Consider the following 23,345-nt stretch of genomic DNA (forward strand, 5'->3'; position numbering starts at 1 on the left):
TGATGAACGGGCGGTCATAAAACCGTCGTTTAACTGCGCTGGATCTATATAACTGCACGGCAAGCCGGGTTATTTTCGCCCCCGCGATTCTCGCGCACTCCAATAAAAATTCTGACAGGGGGACTCAATGTCCGGAACATCCTCGGTCGGCTGGATCGACATCGTCGTCATTCTCGCCTACCTGCTCGCCACCGGCTACCTCGGCTGGCTCGGCTATCGCGGTACCCGCTCGGCGGCGGACTTTCTCGTCGGCGGGCGCTCGGCCCATCCCATCATCATGGCGGTCTCCTACGGCGCTACCTTTATCTCGACCGCCGCCATCGTCGGCTTCGGCGGGGTCGCCGGACTCTTCGGCATGAGTCTGCTGTGGCTGACCTTTCTCAACATCGGGGTCGGCATCCTGATCGCCTTCACGGTCCTAGGCGAGCCCACGCGCCGGCTCGGACACCATCTGGGCGCCCACACCTTTCCCGAACTGTTGGGACTGCGCTATCAGAGCCGCGGCATCCAGATCTTCGCCGGGGCGCTCATCTTCCTCTTCATGCCGCTCTACTCGGCGGCGGTCATGACCGGTGGCAGCATCTTCGCGGCGACCCAGTTCGGGATCGATTTCGAGGTTGCGCTGCTGCTCTTCGCCGTCGTCACCGCCGCCTATGTGATTCCCGGCGGTCTGAAGGCAGTCATGTACACCGACACACTCCAAGGCTTCATCATGGTCTTCGCCATGATCTTTCTGCTGGTCTTCACCTATTCGAGCCTGGGCGGCATCACCGAGGCGCATCAATACCTCACCGATATGGCCGATCTGGTCCCAGTCCCACTGCAACAGATGGGTCATCAGGGCTGGACCGCGATGCCCGCCTTCGGCTGGGGCGCGCCGACCTACGACCTCTGGTGGATCGTCATCACCTCGATCATCCTCGGCGTCGGCATCGGCGTACTGGCGCAGCCCCAATTGATCGTGCGTTTCATGACGGTGCGCAGCCGGCGCGAACTCGACCGGGCGGTGCCGATCGGCGCGGTCTTCATCATGCTGATGACCGGCACGCCCTTCCTGGTCGGCAGTCTGTCGAATGCCTGGTTCGCCCAGCACGGCCCGATCCTGCACGGCAAGGTGGTCTCGCAGATCGACCCAGCCAAGGATCGCGCGCTGGTCGAGTTGATGAAAAAGACCGACAGCGGCGACTGGACGGCGATCATCAGCCCCAAGACCAACAAACCCGCCACCGCGCCCATGATCGTCAGCGAACGGGCAGAAGCTCGGGATGCGGACGGCCAGACCTTCGAGCTAGTCGGTGGGCGCTCCACGGCCGTGACTTATGTCAAGGGCGACGCCGACCAGATCATCCCGACCTTCATCACCTCGGCGCTGCCGCGCTGGTTTGGCGTGATCTTCTTCCTGGCTCTGTTGGCGGCGGCCATGAGCACCATGTCCAGTCAGTTCCACACCATCGGCACCGCCGCCGGGCGCGATCTGTACGAACGCATCGGCGACAAAGGTCATGCCCGCGAGCCGAGCATCCTGGTCATGCGTCTCGCCATCGTACTGGGTCTGCTGATCGCCGTCACCATCAGCTACACAGTGCGTCAGGACTACATCATCGCCCGTTTCACGGCCATCTTCTTCGGACTCTGCGCCGCCAGCTTCCTGCCGGCCTATGTCGGCGGACTCTTTTTCCGGCGCGTCACCAAGGCGGGCGCGCTGGCCTCGATGACGGTCGGCATGAGCGTCTCGCTCTTCTGGCTGCTGCTGATCAAGGCCAAGGAGGCATCAGCCATCGGACTGGTGCAATGGGTCACCGGCGGCAAGACCAGCCTTCTTGCCGACTACCCCAACTGGCCCTCGGTGGATCCGATCATCGTCGCGCTCCCCGCGGCACTGCTAACCCTGATCCTGGTCAGCGCGATCACCCGCCCGCCGGACGCGGAACACCTGCGTCAATGCTTCCCGGCGCGGAAGCCTTAACCCTACAGAGGGCATGACACATGCTTGGCATCGATGATCCATTCGTACTGACCGCCTATTTCGGCATCATCGCCTTGGCCGTCCTCAGCCTGATCTACGGGCTGATCCGCCGCAACGCCGCGCGCGACGAGGTCACGCCGGAGGACCGCCAATGGGCACTCGAAGAAAAAAAGGTAGACGATGAAATCTAATCGCAACACTCTCCTGATCGCGGGACTGACCGTCGCGCTCGCCTGCTCGACAGCCACGGCCGAGGAAACGGTCGGACCCTTCACCTGGGGCGCGGATCTGCGTCTGCGCCAGGTTTTGGTCGACAACGTGGGCCTGAACGCCGCCAGCCCCACCGCCGACCGCACCTTCCAGCGTTATCGCACACGACTCTGGGGTTCCTACGCCGTGAGCGATCAACTCTCGGCCAGCGCCCGGCTCATGTGGGAAGGCCGCCACTATCAGGATCCCAGCCCCTCGAACTGGACCGTGCCAGGCTTCGAGCAGTGGTACAGCGGCGGCATTCTCTTCGATCAGCTCACCATCGATGCCAAGCGGATCGGCGGTCTGCCGCTCTCGGCCAAGCTGGGCCGCCAGGACATCATCCTGGGCAACGGCTGGCTGGTGCTCGACGGCTCGCCCATCGACGGCTCGCGGACCATCTATTTCGACGCCGCCCGCGCCACCTATGACCTGGAGTCGCTCGGCACCACGCTGGATTTGATCTACATCGACCAGAGCGCCGATACCGGGCGCTTCCCGCAAGCGCTGAACGGCGATGTTGAAGATCAGACCGAACAGAACGAAACCGGCGCGATCCTCTATGCCCGCAACAAATCGCTGCTCAGGGACACCATCCTGGATGGCTATTTCATCTACAAACACGACCGGGAGAACATCACCTCCGGCCCGCCGGCCAATCTCCGCGTCAACAATGGCGCGCCCTTCCCCTCCGGCTCCGACACCGGCGACATCTACGCGGCCGGGGCGCGCGCCGACGCCAAGCTCAACGCACAGTTGGCGCTGCGCGCCGAAACCGTCTATGAATGGGGCACCCGCAACCGGCGCGACCTCAGCGCCTTCGGTCTGAACAGCCGCCTGACCTTCAGCCTCAACGACCGACTGAAGAATCAGCTCCACGCCGACTTCGAATATCTCTCGGGCGACGACCCCGACAGCCGGGGAAGCGATCAGGCATTCGACCCGCTTTGGGGCCGCTGGCCGCAGTGGAGCGAGCTCATGATCTATCAATGGCCGCTGGAGAGCCGTGTCGGCGAGGCCACCAACCTGAGCCGCCTGAATGTCGGCTGGATCGCGCAGGTGCATCCCACCACCCAGGTTCTGGTCGATTATCACGCGCTCTGGGCGAACGAGATGAGCACCCGCACCGCCGCGCAGATGGCGAACATCAGCGGCGAGGACGATTTTCGCGGACATCTCTTCACCGGCTGGGTCAAGACCAAGCTCAGCAAGCACGTCGCCGGGCATCTGGTCGCCGAATACCTCGCCCCAGGGGATTACTACGCGGCGAATCGGCGCGACGATTCGTTCTTCGTGCGAGCGGAGTTGAATCTGACCTGGTGAAACGCGCGACGCGGTTGACGTCAGCACAAGCGATGTCAACCGCTCTGAATTTCAAGTTATCTTTGGGTTGGCCGTGAAACCCATCGACGCCTGATCTAAAAACGCCCTTGGAACACCGGGTGCGTTTTTCATGGCGCGATCCCGATGCCTTGGCGCGCGGTTCGAGATGAATCTCATCGACCGGGTTCGCCAAGGACACGGCTCAACAGGCCCATGGACAGCACGTCACCGGGCGCGGGGACGCGAATACGCACCCGCCAGCCAGCCCCCGGCGCGACCGACAGCGCCGCGCCGTCCAGGGTTTCCATCCGCTCCAGGCAAAAATGCGTGTTGCCCTGGGGAGTCATCAGTTCCAGATCGTCGCCGACCGCGAAGCGGTTTTTCACCTCGATCTCGGCCCAACCCGACGCGCCGCCAGTCACCTCGCCCACGAAAATCCGTCGCTGGTTGCGCGAGGCGCCATCGGCATAATTCTGCAAATCGCCCGGCGCATGCCGACGATAAAAGCCCTCGGTATAGCCCCGGTTGGCGAGCCCCTCCAGAGCGGCGAGCAATTCGGGACGATACGCCCGACCGGCCAGGGCGTCGTCGATCGCGGCGCGATAGACCTGGGCGGTGCGCGCGGCATAGTAGTGCGATTTGGTGCGGCCCTCGATCTTTAGACAGTCGATCCCCATGGCCACCAGCCGACCGACATGCTCGACCGCTTGAAGATCGCGCGAGTTGAGGATGTAGGTGCCATGCTCGTCCTCGAACACCGGTAGGTACTCGCCCGCCCGTTTGGCCTCTTCGAGCAGATAGACCTCGTCAGCGGCGGGGTGTCTGTCCTGCCCGACGGGCTCGGCGACGCCCAACCGATATTCCCAGCGGCAGGAATTGGTGCAGCTTCCCTGATTGGCATCGCGATGGTTGAAATACCCCGAGAGCAGACAGCGCCCAGAGTAGGCGATACAGAGTGCGCCGTGGACGAAGACCTCCAGTTCGATGTCGGGACAGGCGGCGCGTATCCCGGCGATCTCGTCCAGCGAAAGTTCGCGCGAGAGGATGACCCGCGACACCCCCTGCCCGGCCCAGAAACGCACGGCGGCGGCGTTGACCGTGTTGGCCTGGACCGAGAGATGGATCGGCTGCTCGGGCCACTGTTCGCGGACCATCAGAATCAACCCCGGATCCGCCATGATGAGCGCGTCCGGTCCGAGCGCAATGATCGGCGCCAGATCGTCGACGAAGGTCCGCAGCTTGGCCCCGTGGGGCATCAGATTGGCCGCGAGATAAAAACGCTTGCCCAGCGCGTGCGCCTCGGCGATCCCGAGCGCGAGGTTCGCCGCGTCGAAGTCGTTGTTGCGCACCCGCAGGCTGTAGCGCGGCAGGCCGGCGTAGACGGCATCCGCGCCATAGGCGAAGGCGTAGCGCAGATGATGGAGCGTTCCGGCTGGCGACAGGAGTTCCGGCGCGCGTCCCCCCGCAGTTCTCGACTTGGGCGTACTCAATGCAGTTCGACCAGGAATGTCAGGCGTTCGTCACCGCCGATCAGGCGTTTGCGTTCAATCTCGACCGGCAGGGTCTGGCCCGGCTGACTGTCGACCAGCGCGATGCGGATATCCGCATAATTGGCGATGGGCGCCCCGCCCACCCGCACGATCCGGTCGCCCTCCGCCAGCCCCGCGATCTTCGCCCCGCTCTCGTCGCCGAAGCCTTTGACCAGCACCCCGTTTCCACTGGTTTCGTTGTCGAGCATCACGCCCAAAAGGCCGCCAGACGGCAGTTCGACCGGCTGCGGATAGAGAAAAAAGTCAGCCGCCCCTGGATCCGGACTACGATTGGCGCCATTGAGCAGAATGGCCGAAGGAACTGGCTGACGGCGCAGGAGCCGTTGCGGGATGCCCTGCCCGTATTCGAGGTGCCCGGATCCCGCCAGCACAATCAGCGTGCACTCGGAGTCGTCGGCGAGCACCCTCGCGGCGCGTTCGGCCATTCCCTCGTCCCAGAGCAACTGGACCTCCAGAAAATGTTCGAGATCGCGTTGCTGCTCGGCGGGATGGAGTTTGAAGACGGACTCCACGCGCTGCCGATAGGCGGGATCGTCGCGGTCGATCTCGGTTGGGATCCGCGCGCGTTCCTCCTCGGTGAGTCCAGCGATGCCGACATCACCGACCTTGGCCGTCAACTCCGACGCCAGATTCAGCGCGATCACCGGGATGCGCTGCTCGCGGGCGAATTGCAGGATCGGACGGTAGAGTCGATAGTCGTAACGCCAGCGATCGAAATACTGCGTCCGGCGCAGAAACTCCGCTTCCGGGATGGTTCCGGCGATGTAGGCGTCGAGATCGGCCTGAAAGGGCTGCTGGAAAAACTCCATACCGATAGCGAGCCTGCGCCCGCGCGCATGCAAACCCTGGATGACGGCCAGCTGATTGAGATGGTCTTCGTAGCGATCATGACTTTCGCCGACGAAAATCACACGACGATCAGTGAGTCGATCCAGCAGCGCTTCCATGTTGGTGAGCGACGAGAGATCCAGCACCCGACTCTCGGTGTGCGGTATCCCGGTCGACACCGGAGGATGAGCGACCGGCCCGGTCGCGGCGGATTGGGCAAGCGCGAGTGTGCCGAATAGAAGCAGCGGCGCGCCGGTCAGGATGGATGGAGACGGATGTGGCATCGAGTTCCCCCGGTGATGTGTCATTGCATTTTGTGCAAGGGCGATCCAGAGGGTGTCAGTCATGGCGCCCCCATGCCCTCTCGTGAATCCGGATAATAATCGTCATCGAGGATGCGCACCGCCGGATAAGGACATTCGCGAGGATAAAATCTCCGACGGGGGAAACATCGAGCAACCTTGTCACGATTCTATTCCGCAACGAGCCCAAGCCTGTCCCGAGCCCCGTCGAAGGTGTGGTTTCCGGAACAACTCGGCCTCAATTGAATCTTGATCGCCGTACCGGCCAACCCGCATCGGACTGCCATCCGGGATCGCCGAGTTGTACTCGGTCTCCTGGACGTCAAGCCAGCGCGGGGCGCCAACGCGCCGACTGCAAGTCGGCGATCCCAGGCCGGGAAGTGCCGCTCCACCTCTGGGATGGGCGAGTCCATCAACCACAGTTCATCCTTAGGAATCGATACCCTATGCCTAAACCGCCCACCCTCGCCGCCGCGCTCGCCTTCGCCGTCCTTTTTTCGATCCTGACGCCAAGCGTCGCGCTCGCCGCGACACCCTCCATCCAGCACGGGCTGGAGGTCCGGATCGACCCCGCGTCCGGCACGCTGACCGTTCAGGATCAGATGGGGCTGCCCGACGGCGAAAGCGAGTGGCTGTTGCTGCTGCACGCCGGCCTGGATCCAAAGGTGATCGCGGGCGATGCCGAACTGATTCCGGCGGGCGATTTCGAGCATCTGACCCGCTATCGTCTCCGCCGCCGCGCGCCTGGCCCGGTGACCTTGAGCTATGGCGGGCGCATCCGCCACGGCCTGGAACGCATCGACGAGGGCATGGGCCGCGCACGTCAGTGGTCGCTCGGAACCATCGACCCCAACGGCGTCTTTCTCGACGGCAACAGCGGCTGGTATCCGCGCATCCCCGACCGGCTGCACACCTTTCGACTCCAGGTGCGACTCCCCGAGGGCTGGACGGCGGTCTCTCAAGGCGGCGGTCCGGGCGCGCCTGAGACGGGACTGTCCACCTGGTCCGAAACCCAGCCCCAGGACAACATCTATCTGATCGCCGCGCCCTTTCGACTCTATCGCAAACCAGCCGAGGGTTTCGAGGCCCAGGTCTATCTGCGTCGCCCCGACGACGCACTGGCCCAAACCTATCTGGACGCGACCGCCAAGTATGTCGCGCTCTACTCGGACCTGATCGGCCCCTACCCCTTCGCGAAATTCGCCCTGGTCGAAAACTTTTGGGAGACCGGTTACGGCATGCCGTCCTTCACCCTGCTGGGACCGAGCGTCATCCGACTGCCCTTTATCGTCGACACCTCCTATCCGCACGAGATCCTGCACAACTGGTGGGGCAATGGGGTCTATGTGGATTATGCAAGTGGCAACTGGAGCGAGGGGCTGACCAACTATCTGGCGGATTACTGGCTGAAGGAGCGGGTTGGACAGGGTGCCGAGTACCGTCGCGAGACGCTGAAAAGCTTCGCGGACTATGTGCGCGACGGCAAGGATTTTCCGCTGACCGAATTTCGCGGACGCCACGGAACGGCCTCCCAGGCGATCGGCTACGGCAAGGGCGCGATGTTGTTTCACATGCTCAGGAAGCAACTCGGAGACGAGACGTTCAACCAGGGTCTGCGCCGCTTTTATGCCGAGAACCGTTGGCGTGCGGCCAGTTACGCCGATCTGCAACAGGCTTTCGAGGCGGTCGGCGCGGGCGATCTGCAAGCCTTTTTCGCGGCCTGGACGACCCGGCCCGGCGCGCCGCGACTCGCGCTGACGGAGGTTCGACTCACCCCGAGCGGCGAGGAATACCGGATCACCGGCAGGATCGAACAAATCCAGTCGGCGCCCCCTTTCCCGCTTCAGGTTCCGGTCGTCATCCACCGGCACGCGAGCGATCCGATGACGCTGATCGTCGAGAGCGACGAACGATCAACCCCATTTGACATCACGCTGGCATCGGCGCCGGAACGGCTCGCCGTCGATCCGGCCTTCGATGTCTTCCGCGATCTGCTTCCCGGCGAAACGCCGGTCACGCTCGGCAATCTCTTCGGCGCGGACCGGGGGCTGATTCTGCTGCCTTCCGCCGCGCCAGCGCCACTCCTGGACGCTTATCGACAACTTGCCGAAACCTGGCGACAGGGCCATCCGGCGTGGCGTCTCCAATTGGATCGCGAGGTCTCCGAACTGCCGGATGACCGCCCCCTCTGGCTGCTGGGATGGGAAAACCGCCATCTCGGAACCTTCGCGTCGGAAGCGCCCGATTTCACGCTCGACGCCGCCGAGAACCATCTTCGGATCGGCGACAACCCGCTGGATGTCACGGACAGCCCGATCCTGACCCGCTGGCGCGGCCACCAGCCGCTGGCCTGGCTGGCGACTAAGGATGCCGCCGCCCTACCCGCGCTCGCCCGCAAGCTGCCCCATTATGGCAAATACAGCTATCTGACGTTCACCGGTACCGAGGCGACGAACCAACTCAAGGGGCAATGGCCCACGGGCGATTCGGCGCTCGTCCATTGGTTCGGAGCCACACCGCGCCCAGAGTGAAAATCCAGCGCGCGGTCGTGTCAGCCGAGATCGGCATGCTCTCGGTGCGTTCCCGCTCGACCTTCCAGAGGCGCTTCATCCGTCTTGCATGCCCGCAAAATACATGGGAATTCCCGACTGCGAAGCTCTGTCGTCTGTACTAATCTTTTTTTGCATCGTCAATACGCGCGCCAGGCCGGTTCATCAAGGAGGAGCCAATGTCCAAGCCACTTGTCACAGCGACCTTTCTCATGATCCTGACGGCGACTCTGCTTGCCGCCAGTTCGTTCGCGCGTGATCAGCCCATCGCCTCCCGTCTGGATGGGTGGGGACAGCATCATCACGCCATCGCCACAACCCGGTAGAGAGATCAACACCATGAACACGCAAGATCAGACAACCCGGATCAACGGTCTCGACCAGGCGCAAATGGTTCAGACGATCGATGCCATCAAGGAAACGCCGTCGCTGGCCCGATTCCAGTTCCGCGCGCGCAACACCTGGATCGATGGCGGAGAAAATCGTTCGACGATCCAGGATTTCTACGGCGCCGGACGCGAGGACGACTCTCGGACAACGCCATTCCAGTTCACGAATGGCGAACCGCCCGTGCTGCTGGGCGCGAACGAGGGCGCCAATCCGGTGGAGTTTCTGCTCCACGCGCTGGCCGGCTGCGTGACCACAACCTTCATCCTGCATGCGGCCGCGCGCGGGATTCAGATCCGCGAGTTGGCCACCGAACTGGATGGCGACATCGATTTGCAGGGGTTACTTGGGCTCGACGAAACGGTCTCTCCCGGCTACGAGCAAATCCGGATCAAGATGCACGTCCAAGCGGATTGCACCGATCAGGAACTGGATGACCTGATGGCGTATTCACGGGAACACTCCCCCGTGTGCAACACCGTTTGCCGTCCGGTGCCGGTGACAGTCACGCGCGCTTAGGCGAGTTCCGGGAAATCTTCTAACGGAATCAAGGCTTTTAATGGACAGGATTCACAGGATTTCGCAGGATGAACAGGATTTATATAGCTCCGCTTTAATCCTGCCAATATTGAAGAATCCTGATAGTTCTGCCCAATTCCGGAGCTTAAGGAGGCGGCGCGTTCGTTCCAGTAGGCTCAGGCCCTGGATCCGGACTGCGCCATGTGCTATTGGGGCGAGGCGCTAATGTTCGGACCCAATATCAATGCCGGGATGGATGCCGCCGACAATCCACGCGCCTATGAAGCCACGCAACAGGCGCTGGCCTTGGCGCCCAAGGCGAGCGAGCGTGAACACGCCTATATCGAGGCATTAGCGAAACGCTATGCCAAGGAGCCTCCGGACGACCGCGGCCCGCTGGATCTGGCCTACGCGGAGGCGATGGGCGCGGTCGCTCAACGCTTCCCGGACGATCCGGACGCGGCCAGTCTCTACGCCGAGGCGCTGATGGACACCATGCCCTGGGCGTATTGGGAACCCGATGGCTCGCCCAAGCCGACGACCGTCACCCTGCTCGCGACCCTGGAATCCGTGCTGGCGGTCCATCCCGACCATCCGCTCGCCAATCATCTCTATATCCACGCGGTCGAGAAGGTCCATCCCGAGCGCGGCGTCGTCGCCGCCGACAGGCTACGAGATATGGTCCCCGGCGCCGGTCATCTGGTGCATATGCCCGGACACATCTATTTCCTGGCGGCGGCGAGTTTCATCGGGGACGGCGACAAGGCCCTGCCGGCAGCCCTCCATATCCGCCACCATCAGGATCCAAAACTCATGCGTCAGCCGGGCTACGCGACCCTCCAGCACTACTGGTCGATGCCGCTCATAAAAACCCACTCAAATCCAATCGATCTGAGCGAATCTATTCACGCCGTCAACACCAGGGTAGTGCCCTTCTCTATATGATTTCACGAATGAGCTTTAATTCTACTTTGTTAGCTTGACATAAGCTTATGATTTTCAAATATTATTTTCAGGGAAAATTTTATTTGGAAATGGCAGATCATGGCTAACGCGATTGGTAGCGAAACCGATGCGATGTTAAAAAACATGGTTGGTAACCTCTCCGCTCATCTGGAGGATTATCACGAATTTTTTCAAAACGAAACAGCTGATGGTCATGAACTGAGTCGAGCTTACATCATGGGTCTTCTCAAAACTGAAGCCGGAAAACGGAATCTCGAACGCATCAACGAAGAAATTGATGTGTCCGGTGGTGATGGTTATCAACGGATCCAACAGTTCATCACAGATTCACCGTGGTCGGCGGGAAACCTCATCGGTGCGATCGCCCAAGACACCTCAAGTCTGTATGCGAATCAGCCGAATTATCGCGGTCGGGATGTCGGCTACATCATTGATGAGTCAGCGCATCTCAAGAAAGGCAAGTATTCCGTTGGCGTCGCGCGGCAATATGCCGGTGTCATTGGTAAGGTTGAGAATTGCCAGGTGGGCGTTTATGCCAGCTTAGTTTGGGAATCACAGAGCACGTTAATTAATGAGCGGTTGTTCCTTCCAACGTCCTGGACCGCTGATTTAAAGCGATGTGACCAAGCGGGTATTCCTGAAGAGGCACGTCAGTTTAAAACGAAGATCGAACTCGCACTGGAGATGATTCAATCCGATCTGGCGGCGGGCGTAGACATTGGTTGGGTGGGCGGTGATGGCCTGTACGGACACGGGTTAGAGCTTGGTGTTTCTTTAGATAACATAGGGTTAAATTTTCTGCTTGATGTTCATTGCGATCAGATGATCTATCCCCTCAAACCCATTCTATCGGTTCCGGAATCCGCTGGGCGAGGACGAAAGCCAACCAAACTTCAAGCTGATCGCGACCCCACGCAAGTGAGATGGTATGCCGACCATCTTTATCCTTTCCAATGGCGCACGATGGCCGTTCGCAATGGGGCCAAAGGGCCGATCACGCTGTCCGTTCATACCGCTCCCGTGTGGGTTTGGGATGGCAAGTCGGAGCGCGTGACCGAGCGGGTATTGGTCATCAGCCGAAATCACGCGGACAACAAGATCAAATACTCACTCAGTAATGTCGATTATCGGAGCACCCCGATCGAAAGGCTGGCTTACATGCAAGCACAGCGCTATTGGGTTGAACGGGCATTTCAAGAAGCCAAAAGCGAATTAGGAATGTCAGATTATCAAGTCAGAAAATGGAATGCCTGGCACCACCATATGGCGCTGGTGATGTTGTCGCTGTCCTTTATTGTTAAAGAGCGTCTTTTGCACAAAACCGATTATCCATTGGTGAGTTGCCGTGATCTTCGGCTTCTCATCATCGCTTTACTACTCAACGATCCGGATGCGGTCGAAAAAAGAATCCAGCAAATGCGGGTCAGGCATGAGCAAAGGCGCAAGGATATCGAGCGTTATTACAAGCTGACCGCGACGGGATAGTCAATGCGTTTGAATTAAAGTAACAAAGTAGAACTAACCAGCAGTAAAAAGTCGCTTGCGCCATATTTTTTGCCGTATACCTACGAGGCTTATGAGGCCAACGCTCAGTAAAGGAAGTACGGAGGGCTCAGGTACTATTCTCGCTTGAAGGTATAAATGTGCTTCATCCTTGAACGTTATGTTAACGGTCTGGCCTTCTGGAAAATTGCTTGCATCAATAAGATAATTAAACGTCCCGGTCAATTCGAAACTCTCAGGAGTGCCCGACATGGCCAACCAATCAGAGTACGACGGCAACAGATCCTCCTCCATTTTTGTGATATCTACACTAAATATCTCCTGGAACGCTCCACCGTTTATGCTCATGTAATGCAAAAATTCTATGCCATATTCTATTAGAGGATCTGAACAATTAATACCGCAATACGCACCATCATTTTGGGCGCTCGCAGCAGCTTCGGCATATGCACTGTCTGGATTTGGTCCGTCACTTACTTGCTGAGAGTCGAAATCCCCATTTGCTGATGCTGTTACAAGAGAATCTGCCCAGAAACTGCTATTCTGGTTGAGATTGTTCACCTGAAGCCATTTAACCCACCATGGCGCTTGGATTGGAGCACCAGGCAATCCCAGCGGCGGGGCTGCACCTGGGCCGATCCCAAAAACCCCACCTTGATAATTGAAGAAGAGGCCAAAAGGAAACGAAACTTGGATATAGCCCCCACCGACCCCGGTGACAGCCACAGTGTAGTTTATGTTGCCGCCAGGATCAGGAGTATCAAAGGTGGACCTTGCCAGGCCCGCTTCCTCATCATTCCATCCAACGATAAGAGCCCCACCTATTTCTGTTCCATCTGTGCTGGAAAAAGTCGAACCGACCGTGTCAGCAAACCATATGCCGGCAGCGAATGCAGATGTATTAATTGACGCCAAACAAGAAAATACCAAAATTGCTATATTGCGATTCATTAGATTTTCTCCAAAATTTGGTGGATCTGAAATAGCACAACAGTGATTTAGACGGAAATCGTAATTATGGTGCTAGACAGACTCTGCGTTTGTCGTGCTCGGCAGGAGCACGCAGCCGCTTTCTTGATCAACGAGGCGACCGTTCCGCTCATCAGTCAACCGCTAGCCGTCTCGACCATTCACCGACTGTCGCGCGCTGCCAAACACCGATCAGAACCAGAGACTGCACACGTCAATTCACGCATTGAATTGACGCAGTTAGCACCACGGGCGAGGGCACAGAAATGTGCCCGAAAAGAATATTCCCAGAGATTATGGACGGTAAACGCGGAAGCGCAAGGGCGCACCGAAGACGCCAACAGCAACTTAATCCGCGTCGCTAAAGGGCAGTGGCTGGGGTGAGGAATGAACCAAGCGGATGCCGGGCAATCAGGATCTATCCCGGCTCGAATTCCTATGGGGCGAGGGTGTTGGTCGCCAATCCCATCGCATCCAGAAACTGCCGCCGCTTGGCGGGCGCGGTTGCGCGTGTGCCGTGCGTCCGCCCGCCGATCATGCAGGTCTCGCCGGTAGATCACTCCTGCGGGGAGCCTAACCAGCGATGTAGACCGGCCCGATAGGCCAGGTCAAAGCGTCCGTAGTCGTCCGGCCCCTGGGGGTTGTCGCAGCGGCTGAAACCGCCGTAGAGGTTGCCGACGAGTTCCCCAGTCGGGAGAAAAAGGCCCGACCCACTGCCTCCCCCGCTGGTGATGCCGGTTGTCCAGGTGACCCGGAGGTAGTGCTCTTCGCCCGATTCGGGGTCCGCTCCACAGTCTTCGATGGCGATGCAGTGCAGCCGCTCGGTCAGGGTGCCGAGGGCGATGCGCTGGGGTTGACCTTGCGGATGATGAATGCCCGCCACGGGCTGCCCGAGCGCCGGTGGGTTTGTGCTCCAAGCGGCGTAAACCGCACCCGGAGGGGGCGACCGATGCAGGCGGAGGAAACTCGTATCGGTCGCTCTGTCGGTGTACAGCAGGTCCGCACCGCCGGTGACGGTTTGAGCGCGAGCGGGTGCGCGGTTGCAGGCGTGTGAGCGGTGGAGCCAATAGGTCTCAAGGCTGGCGGCGCGCGCCCGGTCAGGAACGCAGTGGTGGGCGGTCAGAAAATAGGGGATGTCGGTGGCGGGATCGGCGTCGCGGAGCAGGGTTCCAGAACAAACCGCGGACCCGCCGTCGGGGCGGGTGTAGAGCAGGATGGCGGTCGCACGACTTGGCTGGTTCCAGGCAGGGTGACACATGACGTCTTCGTGACAGTCGCTGGGTAGGGGGTGCCCAGGCAGCGAGTACGGCAACTCGTCGAGGTGCGACAGTCGCGGGAGGCTGAGATGGATACTCGCCGGATCGACCGTCGGTGGGATCTCGATCGCCAGGATGAGGGCGTCGCCTTCGATCAGGGGTGACCAAAAGCGCCCGTCAGAACCGCCGGCGCGCAAGTTGGCATTGAACGCGGCGCCCGTGAGCGCCTGGCCGGGCTCGGCGCTGGTCCAGGCGGCAAACCGCTACGCTATCAACGGTCGCGACACCTGGAGGATGAGCTGACCGACGACGATCTGTGCTGGAAAGACGCCATCGGGCACATCCAGGCGCTGGCGACCGATGTCGCGCGCCAGCGCCAGCTCGATCGACTCTGGCAGCGCCTGCTGGCTAACGCGGACGGTCTGGCGCTCGACGCGAAACGCGTGCGCGTTCTCCCCGACACCTTGCGGTTGCAGTCGGCGGTGATCGATCCAAGAGTCCTCACCGCGGTCATCGCCGCGTTGGCGAAGGGCTGCGCTCTCGATGTTGTGTACGAAAATGTCAGAGGCGACAGCGCCAGGGTACGCATCCACCCCCAGGCAGTGGTCCAGCGCGGCCCAATTCCCTACCTCTTCGCCCTGAAGAACGACGAGGACGCGCCGGTGCGGTTGTATGCACTGCATCGGATGAGCGCCCCCACGGCCTTGACCCAGGTTCCCGCCCGCCAGGCCGAGGGCTTCGATCTGGATCAAGCCATCGCGCCCGGACCAGGAGGAAGAAGAAGAACCGGACGACTCCGCGTTCGACATCCGGATTCGGGCGCGCGTCCCTTCAACGGGGCAATTGCTGCGCTGGATTTTGGGAGCGGGGGACAATGTGGAAGTGCTCGCCCCGCCCGACTTGCGCCAGACCGTGGCGGCGCAGGCGGCGAAGATGGCGGGGCTCTATCAGGACGTCTAAACACGCCTTTCCGTTAGGGACGCTGGACGCGGCCGATCTCTTATTGCAGTGCAGCAGATGGCGTATCCTGGATCTGAAGGCTAGAATCCGTGCCTGTGCTGTAATGACTCAAGCCACGCCACCGGAGCCCTCGATGCCCAATAGTTTCAACGCCAAGACCGCCCTGCACGCCGCCGGGCAGGACTACGAAATCTTCAAGCTCGACGCCGTGCCCAACAGCGCGCGTCTGCCCTATTCGCTGAAGATCCTGCTGGAGAACCTGCTCCGCAACGAGGATGGCGTGACCGTGACGCGCCAGGACATCGAGTTTTTTAGTCAATGGAATCCGCAGGCCGAACCGGATAAGGAGATCCAGTACCGCCCGGCGCGTGTGCTGATGCAGGATTTCACCGGCGTTCCGGCGGTGGTCGATCTGGCCGCGATGCGCGACGCGATGGTGGCGCTCGGCGGCGATCCGCGCAAAATCAATCCGCTCCAGCCCGCCGAACTGGTTATCGACCACTCGGTTCAGGTCGACCATTTCGGCTCCAACGAGGCCTTCGCGCTGAATGCCGAACTGGAATTCCAGCGTAACCAGGAGCGTTACAAGTTTCTCAAATGGGGCCAGAAGGCGCTGGACGGGTTCAAGGTCGTCCCGCCCGATACCGGCATCGTGCATCAGATCAATGTCGAGTATCTCGCGCGCGTCGTCTTCCCGAACGCGCTTGATGGCGTCACCCAAGCCTATTTCGACACCTGTGTCGGCACCGACTCGCACACCACCATGATCAATGGGATCGGCGTGCTCGGCTGGGGCGTCGGCGGCATCGAGGCCGAGGCGTCCATGCTCGGTCAACCGGTGTCCATGCTGGTGCCCAAGGTGGTCGGCTTCAAACTCACCGGCACCCTCAAGGAAGGCGTGACCGCCACCGACCTGGTGCTGACCATTGTCGATCAACTGCGCAAGCATGGCGTGGTCGGCAAGTTCGTCGAATTCTACGGCCCGGCCATCGCCACCCTGCCGATGGGCGAACGGACCACCATCGCCAACATGGGGCCAGAGTACGGTGCGACCTGCGGTCTCTTCCCCATCGATCAGATCACGCTCGACTATCTGCGTCTGACCGGACGCGACGAGGCGCAGATCGCGCTGGTCGAAGCCTATTGCAAGGCGCAGGGCGTCTGGCACACCGCCGAGGCCGCCGAGGCGGATTATTCCGAGACGCTGGAACTGGATCTGGGCGACGTGGCGCCCTCGCTGGCTGGTCCTAAGCGTCCGCAGGACCGCGTGACCTTGACCGACATGGCAAGCCATTTTCCCGTCGCGCTGGCCTCGCTCAAGCAGGAACGCGGCATCCCGGACAAGGGTCCGGCCAAGACGATCATCGACGGCCAGACGGTCGAGCTTTCCGACGGCTCCATCGTGGTCGCGGCCATCACCTCCTGCACCAACACCTCCAACCCGAGCGTCATGCTCGCCGCCGGGCTGGTCGCCAAGAAGGCCGCCGCGCTGGGACTCAATGCCGCGCCCTGGGTCAAGACATCCTTAGGCCCCGGCTCCATGGCGGTCACCCGCTATCTCGACCGCGCCGGACTGACCGAACCGCTCAAGGCACTCGGTTTCCACAATGTCGGCTATGGCTGCACCGTCTGTATCGGCAACACCGGCCCGCTGCCGGCGCCGGTTTCGCAGGCCATCGCCGAGTATGATCTGTGCGCGGTGTCCATTCTGTCGGGCAACCGCAATTTCGAGGGCCGGGTGCATGCCGAGGTGCGCATGAACTATCTGGCGAGCCCGCCGCTGGTGGTCGCCTATGCCATCGCCGGACGGATCGACATCGACCCTTACCAAGATCCGCTCACGACGGATGCCAGCGGCCAGCCGGTGTATCTCAAGGACATCTGGCCGACCCAGGACGAGGTGAACCGCGCCATCGCCGAAAACGTCACCGTCGACGAATTCACCAGTGCCTATGCGGATGTCTACGCCGGCGATGCGCACTGGCAGTCGCTCGACGCCCCGGACACCCAGACCTACGACTGGCCGGCGGATTCCACCTATATCCGCAATCCGCCCTACTTCGACGGCATGACCATGGAGGTCGCGCCGGTCGCCGACATCGCGGGCGCGCGCTGTCTGGCCGTGCTCGGGGATTCCATCACCACCGATCACATCTCGCCCGCCGGCTCCATCAAACCGAACTCGCCCGCCGGGAAATATCTGATCGAAAAGGGCGTGGAGCCGAAGGACTTCAACAGCCTCGGCTCGCGGCGCGGCAATCACGAGGTCATGATGCGCGGCACCTTCGCCAACATCCGGTTGCGCAACCTCATGGCCCCCGGCACCGAGGGCGGCGTGACCCTGCACCAGCCGAGCGGGGAGCCGATGTCGATCTATGACGCAGCCATGCGCTACGAGTCCGAAGGCACGCCCGTGATCGTGCTCGCCGGCAAGGAATACGGCTCCGGCTCCTCGCGCGACTGGGCGGCCAAGGGGCCGCGCCTACTCGGCGTGCGCGCCGTGATCGCCGAGAGTTACGAGCGGATTCATCGCTCCAATCTGGTCGGCATGGGGATTTTGCCGCTGGAGTTCGTCAAGGGCGAGAATGCGCAATCGCTAGGGCTGACCGGAGCCGAGACTTTCGAGATCGTCGGACTGAACAACGGCGAGGCGAAGCAGGTCGAGGTGCGGGCGACCGCCGCCGACGGGTCGGTCAAGAGTTTCACGGCCAAGGTGCGGATCGATACGCCGAACGAGGTGGATTACTACCGTAATGGTGGGATTTTGCACTATGTCCTGCGTAAGCTCGCGACCTAAAGTTTGAGCCGTCACGGCACTTTCCTGGGATCGTCGACTTGCAGTCGGCGCCCCGCGCTGGCCTGATGGCCAGCGAGCCGAGTACAACTCGGCCATCCCAGAGGCGGCACGATGATCAAGGCCAAATGGGGTAGGCGCGCTTTTCCGGAAAGAACCTTGATCGCGTGACACCGCGCTGCGGTGTCACGCGCCGTTTAATCCTGTCCATTCTCCATACATAAACCCGGAGCCACTGATACCGATGGATCTCTCCACCCTCACCGCCGTCTCTCCGGTCGACGGCCGCTATGCCGCCAGAACCGCCGATCTGCGGGAAATTTTCAGCGAATTCGGACTCATCCGCCAGCGCGTTTTGGTGGAAATCCGCTGGCTCCAGACCCTTGCCCGTCATCCCGATATCCCCGAAGTCCCGGCTTTTTCGGATGACGCCAACCGACGGCTCGACGACCTCGCGGACAACTTCAACGTCGCGGACGCTCAACGCGTCAAGGACATCGAACGCACCACCAACCATGACGTCAAGGCGGTCGAGTATTTTCTGAAGGAGCGGATCGCGGACAACGCAGAACTCAATGCTGTCAGCGAATTCGTCCATTTCGCATGCACCTCCGAGGACATCAACAACCTGGCCCATGGTCTGATGATCCTGGCCGGACGCGACCGGCAATTGCTCCCCGAGATGGACCAGATCGTCGCGGCGATCCGCGACCTCGCCCATCGCCATGCCGATCAGCCCATGCTGTCGCGCACCCACGGTCAGCCGGCGACGCCGACGACGCTGGGCAAGGAGATGGCGAATGTGGTGCATCGACTGCGCGCACAGCGGGCGCGGATCGCGGAGGTTGCACTGCTCGGCAAGATGAATGGCGCGGTCGGCAATTACAACGCGCATCTGGTGGCCTACCCGGACGTCGACTGGCCGGGTCTGGCGCACACCTTCGTCGAGTCGCTGGGTCTGACCTGGAATCCCTACACCACCCAGATCGAGCCGCACGATTCCATGGCCGAACTCTTCGATGCGATCGTGCGCTTCAACAATATCCTGAGCGATTTCTGCCGCGATGTCTGGGGCTATATCTCGGTGGGTTACTTCAAGCAGCGCACGGTGGCGGGCGAGGTTGGCTCCTCGACCATGCCGCACAAGGTCAATCCGATCGATTTCGAGAACGCGGAAGGCAATCTGGGCCTTGCGAATGCCATCCTGGAGCATCTGGCCGGCAAGCTGACGATCTCGCGCTGGCAGCGGGATCTGACCGATTCGACGGTGCTGCGCAATCTCGGCGTCGGCATCGCCCACACCAGCATCGCCTTGCAATCGACATTAAAGGGCGTCGGCAAGCTGGAGGCCGATCCCGAGCGTCTGGCGGCGGATCTGGACGCAAACTGGGAGGTGCTGGCCGAGCCGATTCAGACGGTCATGCGTCGCTATGGCGTTGCGCAACCCTATGAGAAATTAAAGGAATTGACACGCGGGAGACGGATCGGCCCGGACGCGCTCGCCAGCTTCGTCGAGGGTCTGGAGATCCCCGAAGCCGCGAAGATCGAACTTAAGTCGTTGAGTCCCGCAACCTACCTGGGGGATGCCGCGCGACTCGCGCGTGACATCTGAATCCACGTCACTGCTTGGCAAAGGCGTGCGGTCCATGAAATCATAAAAAAGGCCGGTCACGCGCTAACGTGATCGGCCCTACCATAAGCCCCACTCGGGGGGGATGAGGCTTATTGGACACGTCCGAACCAGTCAATCAAGGCTGGAACGGATTGAGGGGACCTAGGAAAGTACCGCAGCGATTCAAGCGACGGAGAGACAGAATCCGTAGCGTCAAACGCCGCGCCATCGCTCGAAGCAACCGTCCGCTTCAAGTGATCGGCGCGGTAAGGTTCAGCCCTATCTCAATTAACCGCCGTACTCGGCATTGATCTTCACGCGACGCTGCTGCACGGAGAAAATGTCGTAATCGGGGAGCATGTCGAGCTTGCCGCGACTCTCGACGGAAATAATGTCTTCCGAGGGGATGCCCTTGCTGATCATGTATTCCTGGACGGTTTCGGCGCGTCTTTTGCCGAGCTGATAGTTATATTCCTCGGAGCCCTTCGCGTCGGTGTGGCCGGTCAGCGAGATCTGTTCGCGGACAGGCGTTTCCTGAACCTGCGCGATGTAATCGTCGAGGCGCTGCAACTCGCTGTCGTTCACGATGTTCTCAAGGCGATATTTATCGAACTCGAAATTCAAGCGAACCGTGAACTCTTTGGGAACCGCAGGCGCCGTGACGCAGGGCTCTAGGTCGTTAGCTCCATGGATGCTCTGCCAGCATTCGCCGTAGTTGGTCACCCAAGCGGTACCTTCCGGCTGAGCGGACCAGAAATGCTCGTTCATGTAATCGCCGGCATTCGCGACCAGCGGAGCGGTGAGTGCAAAGGCGACCGCGAACGGAGCAGCCAGCGAGGCGAGGCGTGAAGTCGTGATATGGTTGCGCATCTTTCGTTTCCTGTTCAGGTGGGTGGAGATGTTCGAATCGGGAACCTTCGCGTAAGTTGGAGCATGCGTGAGTTAAAAACAACAGAGTCGCGGTTTTCTCTCACAAACGTCGAAGTCCGTCTCCCGATGCTTATTTTAAGTCGTTAGAGCACGGGTGACGTGAAACGGCCGCAGATTGAAACACAGACATTTTAGCCCACAACAGGAACAAAAGTGCAACTTTTTCTATCCTCGCGGCATATTTACAACGCTCGCTTCGCTTGCGCAACATTTTTTCCTGCTCCGTTATAAAAGTACCACTAAAAGAAAGCGCTCGGCAAGATTTTAGAGTGCTACTTTTTTGCAACACGAGAGAGCGAACACCGATGACAGGGCTCGGCTCATGAGGATCGGGAGCGGTTATTGGTTCGTTCCACTCAGGTACGCGCTCCGAGATCTTCCAAAATGAAACAGTCCATTCAAGATGAACCGATGCTTGGGGCTTCCCCAGGCCTTTTGCGGCTTGATCGTCGTGAACTGATCCGTCACGCCAGCCTGCGAATGGCCGACCAGGCCCGCCGCGAGTTGCTTCTGTTCGATCCCAAACTGGATCCCGACCTCTATGACCAACGCCCCTTTCTGAGCGCCGTGCGGCAACTCGCGCTCGCGCGGCCGGTGCTGTCCGTCCGGATCCTGATCTTCGACGCTCGCCAGGCCAGCCTGAGCGGACACCGGCTGATCGAGCTCGCGCGGCGCCTGACCTCCCGAATCGCCATCCGCTGTGTCGACGAAGACGATCAGGATCGGCTAGACGCCTTTCTGATCGCAGACGAATGCGGTTACATTCGCCGCCAGATGGCCGACTCCCTGGAGGCCGTCGCGGACTTCAATAACCCCGGCGAGGCGCGCCGTTTGCGCGCCGCCTTCAACCCGATCTGGGAGCGCGGCGCGTCCCCTCTCGAACTGCGTCGACTTGATCTGTAAGGCTTTCACTTGATGGTATCTCGCACCAATCCAAAATCCCGCTGGCATCGCCCTCTGCTGCTGGCATTCCTCGGCTCCCTCATCGCTGTCCTGATCTGGACCTGCTGGACCGAAGCGCACCCGCGCGAAGAGCGGCAGCTTCGCGTCCTCGTCCACGACCGGCTTCACGACTGGTTCCCGCAAGCCATGAGCCCGGACAATGACGGCTGGCACGGTCTGGAGCCACGCATCGGCGAGGGCTCGACCGGGAGGCCGCGCATCGTCCTCGTGCATGGCCTGGACGAACCGGGGAGCATTTGGCACGACCTCTTCCCGGTTCTGGACGCCGCCGGTTTCGAGGTCTGGGAGTTCCGCTATCCGAACGATCAGGGCATCGATCGTAGCGCTCAATACCTGGCGGAACATTGGCCCGCTCTGCCTGCGGACCGCCCTGCCATTCTGATTGGACACAGCATGGGCGGGCTGGTCATCCGGGAATTCGTCTCGCGCTGGCGGCATCCGGTCGGGGTAACCTCACGAGTCGCGGGCGCGCCCATTCGCGGCGCCATTCTGGTCGGCACCCCGAATCACGGATCGGAATGGGCGCGGCTGCGGATCTGGCTCGAACTTCGCGATCAATGGATTGCGGAAGAAGACCGCCGCTTCTCGCTCTTCGCCGCCCTGCGCGATGGCACGGGCGAGGCGAAAATCGATTTGCGGCCGGGCAGCGAATATCTGACGGCCTTGAACGCCATGGCCTGGCCTGAAGCGGTTCCGATCAGGCTGATCGGCGGCGTTCTACTCGAAGCGCCGCCGTGGATGTCGGACAGCGTCACAGCGCTCTCTAAAGATTTGCCCGCCGCCGACCTGAAGGACAGGTTCGCGTCCTGGTGGTCGGACATCGGCGAGGGGCTCGGCGACGGCGTCGTTTCGCTCACCTCGCTCGACCTCCCGGAGGCCCCGCCGCCGATCCTGGTTCCGGCATCGCATCGCGGCATGCTCATGCGATTCCTGCCGAACGAGCCTCAACCGCCCGCGATCGCACCGATGTTAGGCATCCTGGAGGAATGGGGCGATCAGCGGGAAACGTCCGTGCAGCCCACCCCCCAGGTGAACCGCCAAGAAACTCCACGGGAGACGGATCGTCTGGATGACGCAGAAGAGCAGTAAGGCGAGGCGGTCTTGATTCGACCACGTAATATCCATGGAAGATGGTGTGGCATTGTGCCATCAACGACCTGAATTTTCCGGGTTGGCCTCCACCCAGGCCGGCGGCGCAAATGCGGCAGCGCCGCCGAGGGTTGGCACGCGCATTCGCCTCGCCCTGTCACTGGACGACCTTTGTCTGTTCGATCCCGCGAGCGGGCAGCGGCTGGGGTGATTTGCGGTTTTGTCGATCGCACCGCGCGCCTGCGCCACTTATAGATACCGCAGGGCGGCGATGACCAGCCCCACTCCGGTCGCGATAAACCCGACCAGCCAAAAAAACTGCTGGTCGTGACGCTTGAGCATCTCGTCGAAACGCTTGTCCATTTGCTCGAAGCGTTTGTCCATGCTCGCCTGCATAGCCTCGAAGCGCTTATCCACCTGCTCGAAGCGCTTATCCATCTGCTCGAAGCCCTGGCGCATCAACTCGCGCTGGTGCTTGAGTTCTTCCTCCACCCGCACCATGCGCTCGCGCAATTCGATCTCATAGACCACCGGCGGCTTGCCGAGGCTCTGCTCGGCTAGCCATTCGCCGAGGTGGGCCTTGATGAAGGCAATATCTTCCTGGGCCAAGGCCATACGTGTTTCCTCTCT

The 23,345-nt window shown here is 61.0% G+C and carries 19 protein-coding genes and 1 pseudogene; 14 read left to right on the forward strand and 6 right to left on the reverse strand.

Going from position 1 to position 23,345, the window contains the following annotated elements:
• Positions 1-127: 127 nt before the first annotated feature.
• From THIVI_RS09100 to THIVI_RS09105, 3 genes are read left to right on the forward strand one after another with little or no spacing between them, the layout of a single operon-like run.
• A complete protein-coding gene (locus THIVI_RS09100) occupies positions 128-1,966 on the forward strand; it encodes a sodium:solute symporter family protein (protein ID WP_014778306.1) in 1,839 nt (612 codons plus the stop codon).
• Positions 1,967-1,986: 20 nt separating this feature from the next.
• Complete coding sequence (locus tag THIVI_RS25095; RefSeq protein WP_014778307.1) at positions 1,987-2,157, forward strand: symporter small accessory protein; 171 nt, start codon at positions 1,987-1,989, stop codon at positions 2,155-2,157.
• On the forward strand, positions 2,147-3,538 hold the full coding sequence (locus THIVI_RS09105; protein WP_014778308.1) for an alginate export family protein: 1,392 nt from the start codon (positions 2,147-2,149) through the stop codon (positions 3,536-3,538). Before THIVI_RS25095 ends, THIVI_RS09105 begins: the two co-directional genes overlap by 11 nt.
• Positions 3,539-3,711: 173 nt before the next feature.
• On the opposite strand, the gene trhP is transcribed toward THIVI_RS09105, so the two are convergent.
• Positions 3,712-5,028, reverse strand: a complete 1,317-nt coding sequence (trhP, locus tag THIVI_RS09110; RefSeq protein WP_014778309.1) for a prephenate-dependent tRNA uridine(34) hydroxylase TrhP — start codon at positions 5,026-5,028, stop codon at positions 3,712-3,714.
• Positions 5,025-6,200, reverse strand: a complete 1,176-nt coding sequence (locus THIVI_RS09115; RefSeq protein ID WP_014778310.1) for a ChaN family lipoprotein — start codon at positions 6,198-6,200, stop codon at positions 5,025-5,027. Before THIVI_RS09115 ends, trhP begins: the two co-directional genes overlap by 4 nt.
• A gap of 464 nt (positions 6,201-6,664) precedes the next feature.
• Between THIVI_RS09115 and THIVI_RS09120 the strand changes: the two genes are divergently transcribed.
• From THIVI_RS09120 to THIVI_RS22700, 5 genes are all read left to right on the forward strand, one after another.
• A complete protein-coding gene (locus THIVI_RS09120) occupies positions 6,665-8,749 on the forward strand; it encodes a M1 family metallopeptidase (RefSeq protein ID WP_014778311.1) in 2,085 nt (694 codons plus the stop codon).
• 197 nt (positions 8,750-8,946) lie between these two features.
• The gene (locus THIVI_RS24650) at positions 8,947-9,093 is read left to right on the forward strand and encodes a hypothetical protein (RefSeq protein WP_014778312.1); all 147 of its coding nucleotides are present in this window, start codon (positions 8,947-8,949) and stop codon (positions 9,091-9,093) included.
• 13 nt (positions 9,094-9,106) lie between these two features.
• Positions 9,107-9,673, forward strand: coding sequence for an OsmC family protein (locus tag THIVI_RS09130; protein WP_014778313.1), 567 nt, complete (start codon positions 9,107-9,109; stop codon positions 9,671-9,673).
• 201 nt (positions 9,674-9,874) lie between these two features.
• The gene (locus THIVI_RS09135; protein WP_157174415.1) at positions 9,875-10,618 is read left to right on the forward strand and encodes a hypothetical protein; all 744 of its coding nucleotides are present in this window, start codon (positions 9,875-9,877) and stop codon (positions 10,616-10,618) included.
• 99 nt (positions 10,619-10,717) lie between these two features.
• Complete coding sequence (locus THIVI_RS22700; RefSeq protein WP_014776674.1) at positions 10,718-12,124, forward strand: IS701 family transposase; 1,407 nt, start codon at positions 10,718-10,720, stop codon at positions 12,122-12,124.
• A 33-nt stretch (positions 12,125-12,157) separates the two neighbouring features.
• On the opposite strand, the gene THIVI_RS24655 is transcribed toward THIVI_RS22700, so the two are convergent.
• Both THIVI_RS24655 and THIVI_RS09150 read right to left on the reverse strand, forming a co-directional pair.
• Positions 12,158-13,093: a PEP-CTERM sorting domain-containing protein gene (locus THIVI_RS24655; protein ID WP_014778314.1), complete on the reverse strand. Its 936-nt coding sequence runs from the start codon at positions 13,091-13,093 to the stop codon at positions 12,158-12,160.
• 574 nt (positions 13,094-13,667) lie between these two features.
• Entirely contained in the window at positions 13,668-14,564 is an 897-nt protein-coding gene (locus THIVI_RS09150) for a trypsin-like serine peptidase (RefSeq protein WP_014778316.1), read from the reverse strand.
• Positions 14,565-14,915: 351 nt separating this feature from the next.
• On the opposite strand from THIVI_RS09150, the pseudogene THIVI_RS26390 reads away from it, so the two are divergent.
• The 4 genes and pseudogenes from THIVI_RS26390 to purB form a co-directional block, all read left to right on the forward strand.
• A pseudogene (locus THIVI_RS26390) lies at positions 14,916-15,005 on the forward strand (hypothetical protein); the annotation flags it as partial.
• A gap of 109 nt (positions 15,006-15,114) precedes the next feature.
• The gene (locus tag THIVI_RS26395) at positions 15,115-15,327 is read left to right on the forward strand and encodes a WYL domain-containing protein (protein ID WP_483754818.1); all 213 of its coding nucleotides are present in this window, start codon (positions 15,115-15,117) and stop codon (positions 15,325-15,327) included.
• A 133-nt stretch (positions 15,328-15,460) separates the two neighbouring features.
• Positions 15,461-18,124, forward strand: coding sequence for an aconitate hydratase AcnA (gene acnA / locus THIVI_RS09160; protein WP_014778318.1), 2,664 nt, complete (start codon positions 15,461-15,463; stop codon positions 18,122-18,124).
• A 241-nt stretch (positions 18,125-18,365) separates the two neighbouring features.
• Positions 18,366-19,733: an adenylosuccinate lyase gene (purB, locus tag THIVI_RS09165; protein WP_014778319.1), complete on the forward strand. Its 1,368-nt coding sequence runs from the start codon at positions 18,366-18,368 to the stop codon at positions 19,731-19,733.
• Positions 19,734-20,021: 288 nt separating this feature from the next.
• On the opposite strand, the gene THIVI_RS09170 is transcribed toward purB, so the two are convergent.
• Complete coding sequence (locus THIVI_RS09170) at positions 20,022-20,603, reverse strand: OmpA family protein (protein WP_014778320.1); 582 nt, start codon at positions 20,601-20,603, stop codon at positions 20,022-20,024.
• 444 nt (positions 20,604-21,047) lie between these two features.
• Here THIVI_RS09170 and THIVI_RS09175 point away from each other — a divergent pair, with 444 nt between their 5' ends.
• Positions 21,048-21,566, forward strand: coding sequence for a DUF7931 domain-containing protein (locus THIVI_RS09175; RefSeq protein WP_014778321.1), 519 nt, complete (start codon positions 21,048-21,050; stop codon positions 21,564-21,566).
• Positions 21,567-21,578: 12 nt separating this feature from the next.
• On the forward strand, positions 21,579-22,715 hold the full coding sequence (locus THIVI_RS09180; RefSeq protein WP_014778322.1) for an esterase/lipase family protein: 1,137 nt from the start codon (positions 21,579-21,581) through the stop codon (positions 22,713-22,715).
• A gap of 249 nt (positions 22,716-22,964) precedes the next feature.
• Here THIVI_RS09180 and THIVI_RS09185 read toward each other — a convergent pair whose 3' ends face one another.
• Entirely contained in the window at positions 22,965-23,330 is a 366-nt protein-coding gene (locus THIVI_RS09185) for a hypothetical protein (protein ID WP_014778323.1), read from the reverse strand.
• Positions 23,331-23,345: the final 15 nt, after the last annotated feature.

Origin of the sequence: Thiocystis violascens DSM 198, assembly GCF_000227745.2 — a bacterium.
Classification (GTDB): Bacteria; Pseudomonadota; Gammaproteobacteria; order Chromatiales; family Chromatiaceae; genus Chromatium; species Chromatium violascens.

Coding starts and splice junctions, on each gene's coding strand:
- THIVI_RS09175 (WP_014778321.1), top strand. CDS start 21,048: ATGAAACAGTCCATTCAAGATGAACCGATGCTTGGGGCTTCCCCAGGC.
- THIVI_RS09185 (WP_014778323.1), bottom strand. CDS start 23,330: ATGGCCTTGGCCCAGGAAGATATTGCCTTCATCAAGGCCCACCTCGGC.
- THIVI_RS24655 (WP_014778314.1), bottom strand. CDS start 13,093: ATGAATCGCAATATAGCAATTTTGGTATTTTCTTGTTTGGCGTCAATT.
- THIVI_RS09100 (WP_014778306.1), top strand. CDS start 128: ATGTCCGGAACATCCTCGGTCGGCTGGATCGACATCGTCGTCATTCTC.
- purB (WP_014778319.1), top strand. CDS start 18,366: ATGGATCTCTCCACCCTCACCGCCGTCTCTCCGGTCGACGGCCGCTAT.
- THIVI_RS09115 (WP_014778310.1), bottom strand. CDS start 6,200: ATGCCACATCCGTCTCCATCCATCCTGACCGGCGCGCCGCTGCTTCTA.
- THIVI_RS09105 (WP_014778308.1), top strand. CDS start 2,147: ATGAAATCTAATCGCAACACTCTCCTGATCGCGGGACTGACCGTCGCG.
- THIVI_RS09180 (WP_014778322.1), top strand. CDS start 21,579: ATGGTATCTCGCACCAATCCAAAATCCCGCTGGCATCGCCCTCTGCTG.
- THIVI_RS24650 (WP_014778312.1), top strand. CDS start 8,947: ATGTCCAAGCCACTTGTCACAGCGACCTTTCTCATGATCCTGACGGCG.
- THIVI_RS09130 (WP_014778313.1), top strand. CDS start 9,107: ATGAACACGCAAGATCAGACAACCCGGATCAACGGTCTCGACCAGGCG.
- THIVI_RS09170 (WP_014778320.1), bottom strand. CDS start 20,603: ATGCGCAACCATATCACGACTTCACGCCTCGCCTCGCTGGCTGCTCCG.
- THIVI_RS25095 (WP_014778307.1), top strand. CDS start 1,987: ATGCTTGGCATCGATGATCCATTCGTACTGACCGCCTATTTCGGCATC.
- THIVI_RS09135 (WP_157174415.1), top strand. CDS start 9,875: ATGTGCTATTGGGGCGAGGCGCTAATGTTCGGACCCAATATCAATGCC.
- THIVI_RS22700 (WP_014776674.1), top strand. CDS start 10,718: ATGGCTAACGCGATTGGTAGCGAAACCGATGCGATGTTAAAAAACATG.
- THIVI_RS09120 (WP_014778311.1), top strand. CDS start 6,665: ATGCCTAAACCGCCCACCCTCGCCGCCGCGCTCGCCTTCGCCGTCCTT.
- acnA (WP_014778318.1), top strand. CDS start 15,461: ATGCCCAATAGTTTCAACGCCAAGACCGCCCTGCACGCCGCCGGGCAG.